The following is a 13,869-nucleotide window of genomic DNA, read 5'->3' on the forward strand; positions in this document are numbered from 1 at the left end:
GGGCCCCTGACCTGCGAGCCTCCCCGCATGACCGGCACCCCGCCCCTCCCCGAGGGCTACGAGATCTCCACCGACCCCGCCCGTCTGGACGCCGATCGCGTGCACCGCTGGCTGTCCACCGACGCGTACTGGGCGACCGGACGCCCCCGCGACAAGCACGACCGGGCGGTCGCCGGATCGCTCAACTTCGGCGTCTACGACGCGATGTCCGGCGAGCAGGTGGCCTACGCCCGGGTGGTCACCGACCGGGCGACCTTCGCGTACCTGTGCGACGTGTACGTCGACCCGTCGGTACGCGGCAAGGGGATCGGTACGGCGATGGCGGCGGCCGTGCGCGAGTACCTGCGGCCGTACGGGCTGCGGCGGATCGTCCTCGCCACGCGGGACGCGCACGGCGTGTACGCGCGGCTCGGGTTCAGGCCGCTTGACAAGCCCGAGGAGTGGATGCTGTTCGCCTTCGGTCGGTGAGCGCCGGTCACCTTCGGTGACCCCAGGTGACACCTCTTGACCCGGGTACGGCCCGGGCCGACGATCGGCGCATGTCGCTTCGCGTCACGTTCGTCGCGGCCGCCCGCGGCTCACCCCTGCGCGCGGAGCGGTTCGAGGACGACCGGCCGCTGGACCGGGAGGGCTGGGAGCAGGTCCAGCGCGCCGCCCCCGGTCTGCTGCCGCTCGCGGCGGCCGACCTGCGCTACTGCTCCCCGACGCCCCGCAGCCGGGCCACCGGCGACGGACTCGGCTACACCCCGCTCGTCCAACTCGCCCTGCGGGACTGTGACATGGGCCGCTGGCGCGGGCTGACGCCGGGCGAGGCGATGGCCCGGGAACCGCAGGCGGTGGACGCCTGGCTCACCGACGCCCGGGCCACCCCGCACGGCGGGGAGTCGCTGCTCGGCTTCATCGGCCGCGTCGGCGGCTGGCTCGACACCCGGCCCGCCCAGGACGGCGACCGCGTCGTCGCCGTGGCCGAACCCTCCGTGATCCGCGCCGCCCTGGTGTACGCCCTGGGCGCACCGCCCGCGGTGTACTGGAACATCGACGTCCACCCGCTGGCGACGGCCACGCTCACCGGGGGCGCGGGGCGGTGGGTGGTGCGGTTCGAGGCCGGGCCCTAAGGGGGTGTCCGCAAAGTCGCGTCGTCCGCCCGGAGGGCGGCCTCGCGGCGTCTGGTGCGTGCCCTGGGGTCCCCGGCCGCAGGCTGGGGGAGTGCAGGGCGGACGCCCGCGTACTGGTTGCACTCGGGTGTTCGCCCGGTGCGGCGAGAGTGCGTGCCAGGCGTCGCGGGGCAGGCGTGACTCCGCGGACACCCCCTAGAGAACTTCGCGGACGTACTCCGTCGTCAGCAGCAGGTCCTTCGCCGGGCCGGCCACCCGCCACACCGTCCGCCAGTGGTCCCGGTCCCGGACGGTGAACTCGCCGCGGTACAGGTCGGCCGCGCAGGGATGGTCGGCCACGTACCGGCCCGTGGTCAGGTCCAGGTCGTGGAAGGGGCGGCCGTCGGCGAAGCGCACGTCCGCCGTGCCGGGCGCGGAGCCGGGCAGGAAGCGCAGCGTCCGCTCGGCCGGCCGGGTCACGCCCTGCCAGGTGAACGCCCCCGACTCCAGGTGCAGCAGGCCACCGCCGTCCTCCAGCGGCCGGAACGCCGTCGTGCCCTCGAACCGCCCCTCGTCGCCGCCCGTGAGATCCCGCACCGACCGCTCCACCCGCCAGCCCCCGGCCAGGTGGGCCAGTACATCGGGTACCGGCCAGAACTCGTCCACCGAAATCGTCCTCCGTCCCGCCCGTCGTTGCGCGACCCATTGACGCTGCCCGGTCACCTCCCTATCTTGCCGTTCGAAGTGCTGATCAACATCCGATATTTCGAACAAAGCTGGATCCGGTCCAGCCAGAGCCGCGGAGTATCCATGTCACGCAGGCACCGCAGCCGTCTCAGACTCGGTCTGACCACGACGGCCCTCCTGACCGCCACCGCCTTGATCCCCGTCCCCGCGCACGCCGAGGCGGTCACCGACTACGCGATCACCGTCGACCCGGCCGCCGCGGGCGCGGCCATCGACGACACGATGTACGGCGTCTTCTTCGAGGACATCAACCGCGCGGCCGACGGCGGCCTCTACGCCGAGCTGGTGCAGAACCGATCCTTCGAGTACTCCACCGCCGACAACACCGCGTACACCCCGCTCACCTCCTGGACGGCCGACGGCACCGCCGAGGTCGTGGACGACGCCGGGCGGCTCAATGAGCGCAACCGCAACTACCTGAAGCTGGGCGCCGGTTCGTCCGTCGGCAACGCCGGTTACAACACCGGCATCCGTGTCGAGCGGGGCAAGAAGTACGACTTCTCGGTGTGGGCCCGCGCCGAGTCCGGCACCACCCTCACCGTCGGCCTCAAGGACGCGGCGGGCACCCTCGCCGGCGCCCGCCAGGTCGCCGCGCGGGGCGGCTGGCGCAAGTACACCGCGACCTTCACCGCGACCCGCACCAGCAACCGGGGCCGGCTGACCGTCGCGACCACCTCCGCCGCCGCCCTCGACATGGTGTCCCTCTTCCCCCGCGACACCTACAAGCGGCAGGACAACGGCCTGCGCGAGGACCTCGCCGAGAAGATCGAGGACCTGAACCCCGGCTTCGTGCGCTTCCCCGGCGGCTGCCTGGTCAACACCGGCTCGATGGAGGACTACAGCGAGGCGAGCGGCTACCAGCGCAAGCGCGCCTACCAGTGGAAGGACACCGTCGGCCCGGTCGAGGAGCGCGCCACCAACGCCAACTTCTGGGGTTACAACCAGAGTTACGGCCTCGGCTACTACGAGTACTTCCGCTTCGCCGAGGACATCGGCGCCATGCCGCTGCCCGTCGTCCCCGCGCTGGTGACCGGCTGCGGCCAGAACAAGGCCACCGACGACGAGGCGCTGCTGAAGCGGCACATCCAGGACACCCTGGACCTCATCGAGTTCGCCAACGGCCCGGCGACCTCGGAATGGGGCAAGGTCCGTGCCGAGATGGGCCACCCCAGGCCCTTCGGCCTCACCCACCTCGCGGTCGGCAACGAGGAGAACCTGCCCGAACGGTTCTTCGCCAACTTCCAGCGGTTCCGCGCCGCCATCGAGGCGGAGTACCCGGACATCACCGTCATCTCCAACTCCGGCCCGGACGACTCCGGCACCACCTTCGACACCGCCTGGAAACTCAACCGCGAGGCCGGCGTCGACATGGTCGACGAGCACTACTACAACAGCCCGCGGTGGTTCCTCCAGAACAACGACCGCTACGACAGCTACGACAGGAACGGCCCCGCCGTCTTCCTCGGCGAGTACGCCTCCCAGGGCAACGCCTGGAAGAACGCCCTGTCCGAGGCGGCCTACATGACCGGCCTGGAGCGCAACGCGGACATCGTGAAACTCGCCTCCTACGCCCCGCTGCTCGCCAACGAGGACTACGTGCAGTGGAGCCCGGACATGATCTGGTTCAACAACCGGGCCTCCTGGAACTCGGCCAACTACGAGGTCCAGAAGCTCTTCATGAACAACACCGGCGACCGCGTCGTCCCCTCGACGGCCACCACGACCCCGGACGTCAGCGGCCCGATCACCGGCGCCGTCGGCCTGTCGACGTGGGCGACCAGCGCCGCCTACGACGACGTGCGGGTGACGTCGGCCGACGGGACGGAGCTGCTGAGCGACGACTTCTCGGGTGACGCGTCGCGGTGGACCCAGGGCGGCACCGGCAGCTGGAGCGTCCAGGACGGGCAGTACGTGCAGACGGACGAGGCCGCCGAGAACACCCTGGTCACGGCGGGCGACCCGGCCTGGCAGAACTACGACCTGCATGTGAAGGCCACCAAGAAGTCCGGCAAGGAGGGCTTCCTCGTCGCCTTCGGTGTCAAGGACACCGGCAACTACTACTGGTGGAACCTGGGCGGCTGGAACAACACCCAGTCCGCCGTCGAGCAGGCCGTCGACGGCGGCAAGTCCACGCTGCTGTCCAAGGCGGGATCGGTCGAGACGGGCCGTGCGTACGACATCGACATCAAGGTCCGGGGCCGTCAGGTCACCCTCTACCTCGACGGCCAGGAGTGGGGTTCCTTCACCGACGACAAGCCGGCCGAGCCGTTCCGGCAGCTCGTCACCGAGGACGAGCGGACCGGCGACCTGATCGTCAAGGTCGTCAACGCCCAGGACACGGCGGCCCGCACGGCGGTCGACCTCGGCGGCGCGAAGGTCGCCTCCCGGGCCCGGGTCACCACCCTGGCCGCCGACCAGGACGCGGTGAACACCGAGACGGACACTCCGGTCACGCCGGTGACGTCGACCTTCTCGGGGGTGGCGGCGGAGTTCACGTACACCTTCCCGGCGAACTCGGTCACCTTCCTGAGGATCAGGCAGCGGTGATCAGGCAGCGGTCATGATCATGCCGGGCTAGGCTCCCTGGCCCATGAGCGTCATACGGCTGTGGAGACGGGTGCGACGGGCCGACCGGCCGGTCGCACCCGTCGTCGGTGCGGCGAACGTCCTGCTGAGCTCCCTGCTCTTCCTGCTGGCCATCGGCGTGCTCACCGAGCCCGTCACCGGCGAGCAGGAGAACGCCGCCGAAGGGCTCGCACTGCGGATCTTCTGCTGCTGGCTGCTGGGCGGGCTGGTGCTGTTCGCGGTGCTGGGCATGGCCCGGACCCTGCTCGGGCACCTCGTCACCCTCCTCCTCCCGCCCCTGCTGATGACCGTGGCCCTGCTGGCCCTGTGATTCCAGGGGCACATTGCATAAACGTGCATGGAAACGTATAGTCATGCCATCAGGAGGAGGGTAATCCATGGTGGTACGTGCGGCGGTGGCCGGAGCGAGCGGATACGCGGGCGGAGAGCTGCTGCGTCTGCTCCTGGCCCATCCCGAGATCGAGATCGGTGCCCTGACCGGCAACTCCAACGCCGGGCAGCGCCTCGGCGCGCTCCAGCCGCACCTGCTGCCGCTGGCCGACCGGGTCCTGGAGCCGACCGCCCCCGAGATCCTCGCCGGGCACGACGTCGTCTTCCTCGCGCTGCCGCACGGCCAGTCCGCCGCCGTCGCCGAGCAGCTCGGCCCCGACGTGCTCGTCGTGGACATGGGCGCCGACTTCCGGCTGGCGGACGCCGGTGACTGGGAGGCCTACTACGGGTCCCCGCACGCCGGGACCTGGCCCTACGGCCTGCCCGAGCTGCCGGGTGCCCGTGCCCGGCTCACCGGGTCCCGCCGTGTCGCGGTCCCCGGCTGCTACCCGACCGCCGTCTCCCTGGCGCTGTTCCCGGCGTACACGGCCCAGCTCGCCGAGCCCGAGGCCGTGATCGTCGCCTCCTCCGGCACCTCCGGCGCGGGCAAGGCGCCCAAGCCGCACCTGCTGGGCAGCGAGGTCATGGGGTCGATGTCCCCCTACGGCGTCGGCGGCGTCCACCGCCACACGCCCGAGATGATCCAGAACCTCTCCGCCGCGGCCGGCGAGCGGATCTCGGTCTCCTTCACACCGACCCTCGCGCCGATGCCCCGCGGCATCCTCGCCACGTGCAGCGCGAAGGCGAAGCCCGGAGTGAGCGCGGAGTCGCTGCGCGCCGCCTACCAGAAGGCGTACGCCGACGAGCCCTTCGTCCACCTGCTGCCCGAGGGCCAGTGGCCCGCGACCGCGTCCGTCTACGGTTCCAACGCCGTTCAGGTCCAGGTCGCGTACGACGCCGCCGCGGGCCGCATCATCGCCATCAGCGCCATCGACAACCTGGCCAAGGGCACCGCGGGCGGTGCCGTCCAGAGCATGAACCTCGCCCTGGGTCTCGACGAGACCACGGGACTGACGACGATCGGAGTCGCGCCGTGAGTGTGACGGCAGCCAAGGGATTCACGGCGGCGGGCATCGCCGCCGGGATCAAGGAGAACGGCAACCCCGACCTGGCCCTCGTGGTCAACACCGGCCCCCGCCGCGCCGCCGCGGGCGTCTTCACCTCCAACCGCGTCAAGGCCGCGCCGGTCCTCTGGTCCGAGCAGGTGCTCAAGGGCGGGCAGGTGAGCGCCGTCGTCCTCAACTCCGGCGGCGCCAACGCCTGCACCGGCCCCAAGGGCTTCCAGGACACCCACGCCACCGCCGAGAAGGTGGCCGAGGTGCTCGGGGACACCGGCGCGGGCGAGGTGGCCGTCTGCTCGACCGGCCTCATCGGCGTCCTGCTCCCGATGGACAAGCTGCTCCCCGGCGTCGAGGCCGCGGCGGCCAAGCTGTCCGAGCACGGTGGTGAGAAGGCCGCCATCGCCATCAAGACCACCGACACCGTCCACAAGACGTCGGTCGTGACGCGCGACGGCTGGACCGTCGGCGGCATGGCCAAGGGCGCCGGCATGCTCGCCCCGGGCCTGGCCACCATGCTCGTCGTCCTCACCACCGACGCCGACCTGGACGCCGAGGCCCTGGACAAGGCGCTGCGCGCCGCCACCAAGGTCACCTTCGACCGGGTCGACTCCGACGGCTGCATGTCCACCAACGACACCGTGCTGCTGCTCGCCTCGGGTGCCAGCGGGGTCACCCCCGAGTACGCCGCGTTCGCCGAGGCCGTGCGCGCCGTCTGCGACGACCTCGGGCAGCAGCTCATCCGCGACGCCGAGGGCGCCAGCAAGGACATCAAGGTCGAGGTCGTGAACGCCGCGACCGAGGACGACGCCGTCGAGGTGGGCCGCTCCATCGCCCGCAACAACCTCCTCAAGTGCGCCATCCACGGCGAGGACCCCAACTGGGGCCGCGTCCTGTCCGCCATCGGCACCACCAAGGCCGCCTTCGAGCCCGACGCGCTGAACGTCGCCATCAACGGCGTGTGGGTGTGCAAGAACGGAGGTGTCGGCGAGGACCGCGACAAGGTCGACATGCGCTACCGCGAGGTCCACATCGTCGCCGACCTGGCGGCCGGTGACGCCACGGCCACCATCTGGACCAACGACCTCACCGCCGACTACGTCCACGAGAACAGCGCGTACTCCTCATGAGCAGCCCCACGCGGAAGCACACCGCGCTCCCCAAGGCCCGGATCCTCGTCGAGGCGCTGCCCTGGCTGGTGCGGCACGCCGGCAAGACGGTCGTCATCAAGTTCGGCGGCAACGCCATGGTGAACGAGGAGCTGAAGTCCGCCTTCGCGCAGGACGTCGTCTTCCTGCGGCACGCCGGCCTCAAGCCCGTCGTCGTGCACGGCGGCGGCCCGCAGATCAGCGCCGCCCTCGACCGGCACGGCATCGTCAGCGAGTTCAAGGCGGGGCTCAGGGTCACCACCGAGGACGCCATGGACGTCGTACGGATGGTGCTGGCCGGGCAGGTGCAGCGCGAACTGGTCGGGCTGCTCAACCGGCACGGCCCGCTCGCCGTCGGCATCACCGGCGAGGACGCGCACACCATGACCGCCACCAAGCACCAGCCCCGGATCGACGGCGAGCTGATCGACATCGGGCGGGTCGGTGAGATCACCGAGATCGACACCGGCGCGATCGAGGCGCTGCTCGCCGACGGCCGCATCCCGGTCGTCTCGTCGATCGCCCGCTCCCAGGACGATCACCATGTCTACAACGTCAATGCTGATACGGCGGCTGCGGCACTCGCTGCGGCGCTGGGTGCCGAGACCCTCATGGTCCTCACCGACGTCGAGGGCCTCTACGAGGACTGGCCGAACAGCGACGAGGTGATCAGCCGCCTCACCGCCGGCCAGCTGGAGAAGCTGCTGCCCGAGCTGTCCAGCGGCATGGTGCCGAAGATGGAGGGCTGTCTGCACGCCGTCCGCAATGGCGTCACCACCGCCCGGGTCATCGACGGCCGGGTCCAGCACTCGATCCTGCTGGAGATCTTCACCGACGAGGGCATCGGCACGATGGTCGTGCCGGACGAGACCGAGGGGGACCAGTCGTGACCGCCAACCAGGAGCTGACCGCGCGGTGGCAGGGCGCGCTCATGAACAACTACGGCACCCCGCGGCTGCCCCTGGTGCGCGGCGCCGGCGAGCGGGTGTGGGACGCCGACGGCAAGGAGTACCTGGACTTCGTCGGCGGCATCGCGGTCAACGCGCTCGGCCACGCCCACCCGGCGGTCGTCGAGGCCGTCAGCACGCAGATCGCGTCGCTGGGCCACGTCTCCAACCTGTTCATGGCCGAGCCGCCCGTCGCGCTCGCCGAGCGGCTGCTCCAGCGCTTCGGCCGGGACGGCAAGGTCTTCTTCTGCAACTCCGGCGCGGAGGCCAACGAGGGCGCCTTCAAGATCGGCCGGCTGACCGGGCGGCCGCACATGGTCGCCACCGAGGGCGGCTTCCACGGCCGCACCATGGGCGCGCTGGCCCTCACCGGCCAGCCCGGCAAGCAGGAGCCGTTCCTGCCGCTGCCGGGTGACGTCACGCACGTCCCGTACGGTGACGCGCAGGCGCTGGCCGCGGCGGTCACCGAGGACACCGCCCTGGTGGTCATCGAGCCGGTCCAGGGCGAGAACGGCGTGGTCGTGCCGCCCGCCGGCTATCTGAAGGCGGCCCGCGCGATCACCGCCGCCACGGGCGCGCTGCTGGTCCTGGACGAGGTGCAGACCGGCGTCGGCCGCACCGGGCACTGGTTCGAGTACCAGGCCCACGAGGGCGTCCTGCCCGACGTCGTCACCCTCGCCAAGGGCCTCGGCGGCGGGCTGCCGCTGGGTGCGACGGTCGCCTTCGGCCGTGCGGCCGACCTCCTCCAGCCCGGCCAGCACGGCACCACCTTCGGCGGCAACCCGGTCGCCTGCGCCGCCGGACTCGCCGTCCTGGACACCATCGCGGACGAAGGGCTGCTGGAGAACGTCAAGCGGCAGAGCGAGCGGCTGCGCGAAGGCATCGAGGCGCTCGGCCACCCGCTGGTCGACCGCGTCCGGGGCGCGGGCCTGCTCCTGGGTATCGTGCTCACCGAGCCGCTCGCGCCGCAGGCGCAGCAGACGGCTCAGGACGCCGGAATCCTGGTGAACGCGCCCGCCCCCGATGTCGTACGGCTGATGCCGCCGCTGAACCTCGGCGACGACGCGGTGGACGCGTTCCTCGGGGCGCTGCCCGGCATCCTGGACGCGGCAGGCGGGGACACACGATCCGGAGAATGAGACGACGATGAGCCAGGCGCAGGACCACGAGAGCGCGGGGGCCGCGGGGCCCGCCGTGCCGCAGACCCGCACCGCCCGCCACCGCCGGATCGTGGACATCCTCAACCGGCAGCCGGTGCGGTCGCAGAGCCAGCTCGCGAAGCTGCTCGCCGACGACGGGCTGACCGTCACCCAGGCGACGCTCTCCCGGGACCTGGACGAGCTGAACGCGGTCAAGATCCGCAACACCGACGGCGACCTGATCTACGCGGTGCCCAGCGAGGGCGGGTTCCGCACGCCCCGGGCGCCGCTGGGCGGGTCGGCGAAGGAGGAGCGGATGCGGCGGCTCTCCGCGGAGCTGCTGATCTCCGCGGAGGCGTCCGCCAACCTCGTGGTCCTGCGCACCCCGCCGGGGGCGGCGCAGTTCCTCGCCTCGGCCATCGACCAGGCGGAACTGCACGACATCCTCGGGACGATCGCCGGGGACGACACGGTGATGCTGATCAGCCGGAACCCTACGGGTGGGCAGGCGCTGGCGGATCATCTGCTGCGGTTGGCCCAGAACGGGCATTGAGGGTGGTTTGTCGGGTGCGGGTGCGTGGGGGTCGGTCGCGCGGTTCCCCGCGCCCCTCAGGTACCTCCGCTCACCCGAGTCGAGAGGCGAGGCCGCCTGTGCATCTCACCTCGTCGCCCGCCGTGATCAGGAGGGCCTCCACGCCCTCCAGGGACTCCAGCCATCTCAGCCCCTCCCTCGACCCCATCGCGAAGGCCGCCGTCGCCCAGCAGTCCGCCCAGGTCAGGCTGGACGCCACCACCGTGACCGAGACGAGGTCGGTGACGGCGGAGCGGCCCGTGCGCGGGTCGACGACATGGGCGCCGCGCTCGGCGGACCCGGAGGTCGCGACGGCCAGCTCCCTCGCCCCGGCGGCGGAGAGGACGGCCGCCAGCGCCCCCGGACGCAGCGGGTCCGACACGCCGACCCGCCACGGCCGGCCGGCCCCCGGCACGCCGAGCAACTGCACGTCCCCGCCCCCGTTGACGCTGACGCCGTCCGGCCCCGCCGCCGCGATCCGCCGCGCGGCCCGCTCCACCGCCCAGCCCTTCACGATCCCTGTGGGGTCGAGCCGGCCCTCGTACGACGTGCTGAACCAGCCCTCGCTCACCCGTTCCGCCTCGGCCGCCAGCTCCAGCACCCGGGCGACCTCGGGCGCGCACTCCTCGACGGTCAGCTCGCCCCGGGCCAGCCGGGAGATCTGGCTGTCGCGGCGGTAGGTGCTGAACACCTCGTCGGCCCGGTGCAGCCCGGCGACCGCCTCCCGGAGGGCCGCCCGTACGGCGGCCGGTTCCCCGCCGCGGACGTCGAAGGAGAAGACGGTGCCCATCGCCTCCTCCACATGACGCACCCCGGCGGGCTCAGCCACCGGCCTTGTCCAGGGCCGACTGCAGTGACTGCTTGTATCCGGCGCTGGTGTACGTCGCTCCTGTGACGGTGTCGATGTCGGCGGTGCCGGTGGTGAGGGTGGCTCGGTCGAGCTGGGGGATGGCGTCGGCGGTGACTTGGCTGCTGCGTCCGCCTTCGGGGGCTTGGACGGCCTCCGCCTTGGTGATCTTGCCGTCGGTGAGGGTCAGGCGGACCTGGACGGGGCCGTACTGGGTGCGGACCGCGTCGCCGAGGACCGTGTCGGCGGTGGTGTCCTGGCCGCTGCCCTGTGCCGACCCCTGTGCTGATCCCTGTGCCGACCCCTGTGCTGATCCCTGCGGTGACTGGGCGGCGGCCGGGGCGCCCGGGTCGGACGCCGGTTTCAGCGACAGCAGCAGCACGACGCCGGTCACCGTCGCGGCGCCCGCGAGCACGGCACGCCGGACGGGGTGGCTCTTCCTCATCTCGCGTGCTCTCCTTCTCCTCGTGACGTGCGCTCACATCTCGAACGACTCGTGATGGATACGGCGGGCCGGGACCCCGGCGCCGCGCAGCGCCTCGTAGACCGACCGCGCGAAACCGGGCGGCCCGCACAGGAAGACGTCGTGACGGTCCACGTCCGGGATCTTGCGGGCCAGCGACTCCGCCGAGATGTCAGGACGCGCCCCGTCCGGGCTGTTGACCGCGTACATCAGGCGGGCGCCGCGCGCGTCGGCGATCGCGGCCAGTTCGTCCCACAGCGCGAGGTCCTGGGTGCTGTTGGCCCGGTAGAGCAGCGTGATGTCACCGGCCGCGCCCGGCAGCGTCTCGAACAGCGCCCGCATCGGCGTGATCCCGACCCCGCCCGCCACCAGCAGCACCTTGCCGCGGCTGCGGCGCCGCGCGGTCAGCGCCCCGTACGGGCCCTCCGCCCACACCCGGGTGCCCGGCGTCAGCTCCCGCAGCCGTGCGCTGTGGTCGCCGATCGCCTTCACCGTGATCCGCAGCATCTCCGGGCGGGGCGCCGCCGACAGCGAGTACGGGTGGGAGCTGAACCGCATGCCGGGCGCCATGAAGCGCCACCGGAGGAACTGCCCGGCCTCCGCCCCCATCCGGTGCAGCTTCCGCCCGCCGATCAGCACCGACACGATGCCGGGCGTCTCCTCGACGACCGCCTCGACCCGCATCCGGTGCCGCAGGTTCAGCCGCAGCGGCGTGACGATCCGGTACCAGACCACCAGCGCCGTCACCGACCCGTACAGCGCGTACCAGACGGTCCGCGCGACGGGCTCCACGACGAAGTCGTTCCCGGCGGTCAGCTGGTGCCAGAAGGTCAGGAACACCGCCGTGTAGGTCAGCAGATGGACGTGGTACCAGACGTCGTAGGGGATGCGGCGGCGCACCGGGCCGGCCGAGAGCAGGCCGATCAGCAGGAGCAGACCGGTGCCGATCGTGGCCTTGCCGAGGTCCGGGAGGCCGGTCACCGACTCCACCGTCTGCGCGACCAGGCCGCCGAGGCCCCGGCCGGACTGGAGCGCGTACCCCCACATGATCAGGAAGAGGTGCGCGAGGACCAGGCAGAGCGTGTAGCGGCCGGTCATGGCGTGCCAGCGGGCCACCCGGTCCGAGCCCACCCGCCGCTCCAGGGCGGGCACCCGGGCCATCTGGAGGACGACCAGCGCCATCAGGTAGCCGGCGAGCAGCCCGGTGATGCGGCCCGCGCCCAGGATCCGGGCGGTGTCGTCGGAGATGGCGGGCGTGTTGCGCCACCACAGCCACAACACGCCCGCCGCGCCCGCCCACACGGCGAGCAGCAGGGGGACGGCCGGGGAACGGCGCGGACGGATGCGGCGCATCGTCTGGCGGCGGGCGGCACGTCCGCCGGCGAGCGTGGTGGTCACGGTTCCTCCGTGGGGGACAAGACCCTTGGCCCACAGGTACGTGCCGTGCCCGCCGAGTGTTCAGTACCGGGTGAGCGCCGTCTTCCCGCCCGAGGTGCCGATCGCGATGTGCGGCCGGGCCGCCGGGTCTGCCCAGCGGAGGATCTCCCGCATGGCACGGGCCGGCACCGACACGCACCCGGCCGTCGCCCCCTCCCCGTTCACGTGCAGGAAGATGCCCGCGCCGCGCCCCCGCACCGGACGGTGGTAGTTGAAGCCGATGACCAGGGCGTGCGCGTACTGCGTGCCGTACGTGATCAGGTGCTCGGCCTCGGTGGCGGCGCAGTCGGCGGGGCGGGGCTCGGTCCAGCGGTTGTAGGAGCGGGAGCGGTTGTCCTGGCACCACCAGGAGTCCTGGCGCACGGGACGGTAGCGGTACGCCGTCCCGGGCGGCGCCGGTTCGATGCCGAAGGCGTAGGGGAGGCCGTACAGGCCGGTCGGGGTGGTGTTCGTGCCCTGCTTCCGCGTCGTCCCCTCTGTCAGCCCGCCGGCCCCGAACCGGGCGGGCGCCGATCCGGCCCGCGCCCAGCGGCCGCGCTCGCGGTCCCACCAGGTGACGGTGCCGGTGGTGGAGGCGGTGTCCGGGGCGACGGCGGTGATCAGCTGGGTGCCGCCGCCGGTGGCCGCCATCCGCGCGGGCAGCGGCTCCGGGGGAGCGGAGAACGCCGGGAGCAGGAAGGACGCGAGGACGAGGGCGACGACACCGGGGCGCATGGCTCAGACCGTAGAGGGCGGCAACGGCAACGGCAGCCCGGGAAGTCCGTCCAGGCTGGTCGCGATGTGCTCCTTCCTGGTGAAGTAGGCGTCGAGCGAGGCGTCGTCCTCGCGGGCGAACCGCTTGGCGTGCAGATCGCGGTCCCGCTCGTACGCCATGAAGGGCACGGCGTACCCGCAGGTGTCCCGGATCAGTTCGGCCGTCACGACGATGACGGCGCGCAGGCCGTGCGCGGTGGGGTCGATGTCCGGGAAGCGGGCGAGCAGGCCGGGGAAGCGGGGGTCGTCGCGGAAGACCGGCTCGCCGCGGCCGTGCACCCGGACGATGTTCGGCGGGCCCTGGAAGGCGCACCACATCAGAGTGATCCGCCCGTTCTCGCGCAGGTGGGCGATGGTCTCGGCGTTGGAGCCGGCGAAGTCGAGGTAGGCCACGGTGTGCTCGTCCAGCACCGCGAAGGAGCCCGTGAGTCCCTTGGGGGAGAGGTTGACCGTGCCGTCGGCGCCGAGCGGAGCGGTGGCGGTGAAGAAGACGGGCTGGGACTCGATGAAGGTGCGGAGCCTGCCGTCTATGCGCTCATAAGTCTTTCCCATGTCTAACGATTATGGGCGTCCGCGCGCCCCTGTCCGGGGGTTCGCGCAGGTACCGGCGGCCGTCCCGGCCGGCGCGAAACGGGACGGCCCCGGCGCCCGGAGATACGTGAGCGCCTCTGCGTGTGTTCACGCGCCCACCGGAAATTGACGAATCATGC

Annotated in this window: 15 protein-coding genes; 9 read left to right on the forward strand and 6 right to left on the reverse strand. The window is 72.1% G+C overall.

Annotation, left to right across the window (positions count from 1 at the left end; all coding sequences use genetic code 11):
* Positions 1-27: 27 nt before the first annotated feature.
* A complete protein-coding gene (locus J7I94_RS23615) occupies positions 28-468 on the forward strand; it encodes a GNAT family N-acetyltransferase (RefSeq protein ID WP_215169748.1) in 441 nt (146 codons plus the stop codon).
* A gap of 71 nt (positions 469-539) precedes the next feature.
* The gene (locus J7I94_RS23620) at positions 540-1,115 is read left to right on the forward strand and encodes a histidine phosphatase family protein (RefSeq protein ID WP_215169750.1); all 576 of its coding nucleotides are present in this window, start codon (positions 540-542) and stop codon (positions 1,113-1,115) included.
* Between the two features lie 195 nt (positions 1,116-1,310).
* Here J7I94_RS23620 and J7I94_RS23625 read toward each other — a convergent pair whose 3' ends face one another.
* Positions 1,311-1,760, reverse strand: coding sequence for a DUF6314 family protein (locus J7I94_RS23625; RefSeq protein WP_215169752.1), 450 nt, complete (start codon positions 1,758-1,760; stop codon positions 1,311-1,313).
* A 144-nt stretch (positions 1,761-1,904) separates the two neighbouring features.
* Between J7I94_RS23625 and J7I94_RS23630 the strand changes: the two genes are divergently transcribed.
* The 7 genes from J7I94_RS23630 to J7I94_RS23660 all read left to right on the forward strand — a co-directional run bounded on the left by J7I94_RS23630 (position 1,905) and on the right by J7I94_RS23660 (position 9,641).
* A complete protein-coding gene (locus J7I94_RS23630) occupies positions 1,905-4,388 on the forward strand; it encodes an alpha-L-arabinofuranosidase C-terminal domain-containing protein (protein ID WP_215169754.1) in 2,484 nt (827 codons plus the stop codon).
* A gap of 43 nt (positions 4,389-4,431) precedes the next feature.
* On the forward strand, positions 4,432-4,737 hold the full coding sequence (locus J7I94_RS23635) for a hypothetical protein (protein ID WP_215169756.1): 306 nt from the start codon (positions 4,432-4,434) through the stop codon (positions 4,735-4,737).
* 67 nt (positions 4,738-4,804) lie between these two features.
* Entirely contained in the window at positions 4,805-5,833 is a 1,029-nt protein-coding gene (gene argC / locus J7I94_RS23640; protein WP_215169758.1) for an N-acetyl-gamma-glutamyl-phosphate reductase, read from the forward strand.
* The gene (gene argJ, locus J7I94_RS23645; RefSeq protein ID WP_215169759.1) at positions 5,830-6,984 is read left to right on the forward strand and encodes a bifunctional glutamate N-acetyltransferase/amino-acid acetyltransferase ArgJ; all 1,155 of its coding nucleotides are present in this window, start codon (positions 5,830-5,832) and stop codon (positions 6,982-6,984) included. The genes argC and argJ overlap by 4 nt, the downstream gene beginning before the upstream one ends.
* Complete coding sequence (argB, locus tag J7I94_RS23650) at positions 6,981-7,892, forward strand: acetylglutamate kinase (protein WP_215169761.1); 912 nt, start codon at positions 6,981-6,983, stop codon at positions 7,890-7,892. The genes argJ and argB overlap by 4 nt, the downstream gene beginning before the upstream one ends.
* The gene (locus tag J7I94_RS23655) at positions 7,889-9,088 is read left to right on the forward strand and encodes an acetylornithine transaminase (RefSeq protein WP_215169763.1); all 1,200 of its coding nucleotides are present in this window, start codon (positions 7,889-7,891) and stop codon (positions 9,086-9,088) included. Before argB ends, J7I94_RS23655 begins: the two co-directional genes overlap by 4 nt.
* A gap of 7 nt (positions 9,089-9,095) precedes the next feature.
* On the forward strand, positions 9,096-9,641 hold the full coding sequence (locus J7I94_RS23660) for an arginine repressor (protein WP_189418791.1): 546 nt from the start codon (positions 9,096-9,098) through the stop codon (positions 9,639-9,641).
* Positions 9,642-9,711: 70 nt separating this feature from the next.
* Here J7I94_RS23660 and J7I94_RS23665 read toward each other — a convergent pair whose 3' ends face one another.
* Genes J7I94_RS23665 through J7I94_RS23685 form a run of 5 tightly spaced genes read right to left on the reverse strand, consistent with a single transcriptional unit; the run spans position 9,712 to position 13,711 of the window.
* Positions 9,712-10,449, reverse strand: coding sequence for an FAD:protein FMN transferase (locus J7I94_RS23665; RefSeq protein WP_215169810.1), 738 nt, complete (start codon positions 10,447-10,449; stop codon positions 9,712-9,714).
* Positions 10,450-10,480: 31 nt separating this feature from the next.
* Positions 10,481-10,951: an FMN-binding protein gene (locus J7I94_RS23670; protein WP_215169765.1), complete on the reverse strand. Its 471-nt coding sequence runs from the start codon at positions 10,949-10,951 to the stop codon at positions 10,481-10,483.
* Between the two features lie 33 nt (positions 10,952-10,984).
* On the reverse strand, positions 10,985-12,367 hold the full coding sequence (locus tag J7I94_RS23675) for a ferric reductase-like transmembrane domain-containing protein (RefSeq protein WP_215169767.1): 1,383 nt from the start codon (positions 12,365-12,367) through the stop codon (positions 10,985-10,987).
* Between the two features lie 60 nt (positions 12,368-12,427).
* Complete coding sequence (locus tag J7I94_RS23680; RefSeq protein WP_215169769.1) at positions 12,428-13,120, reverse strand: L,D-transpeptidase; 693 nt, start codon at positions 13,118-13,120, stop codon at positions 12,428-12,430.
* Between the two features lie 3 nt (positions 13,121-13,123).
* Positions 13,124-13,711: a pyridoxamine 5'-phosphate oxidase family protein gene (locus J7I94_RS23685; RefSeq protein WP_215169771.1), complete on the reverse strand. Its 588-nt coding sequence runs from the start codon at positions 13,709-13,711 to the stop codon at positions 13,124-13,126.
* Positions 13,712-13,869 lie beyond the last annotated feature (158 nt).

The sequence above is a fragment of the Streptomyces sp. ISL-12 genome, from assembly GCF_018614415.1.
Lineage (GTDB): Bacteria > Actinomycetota > Actinomycetes > Streptomycetales > Streptomycetaceae > Streptomyces.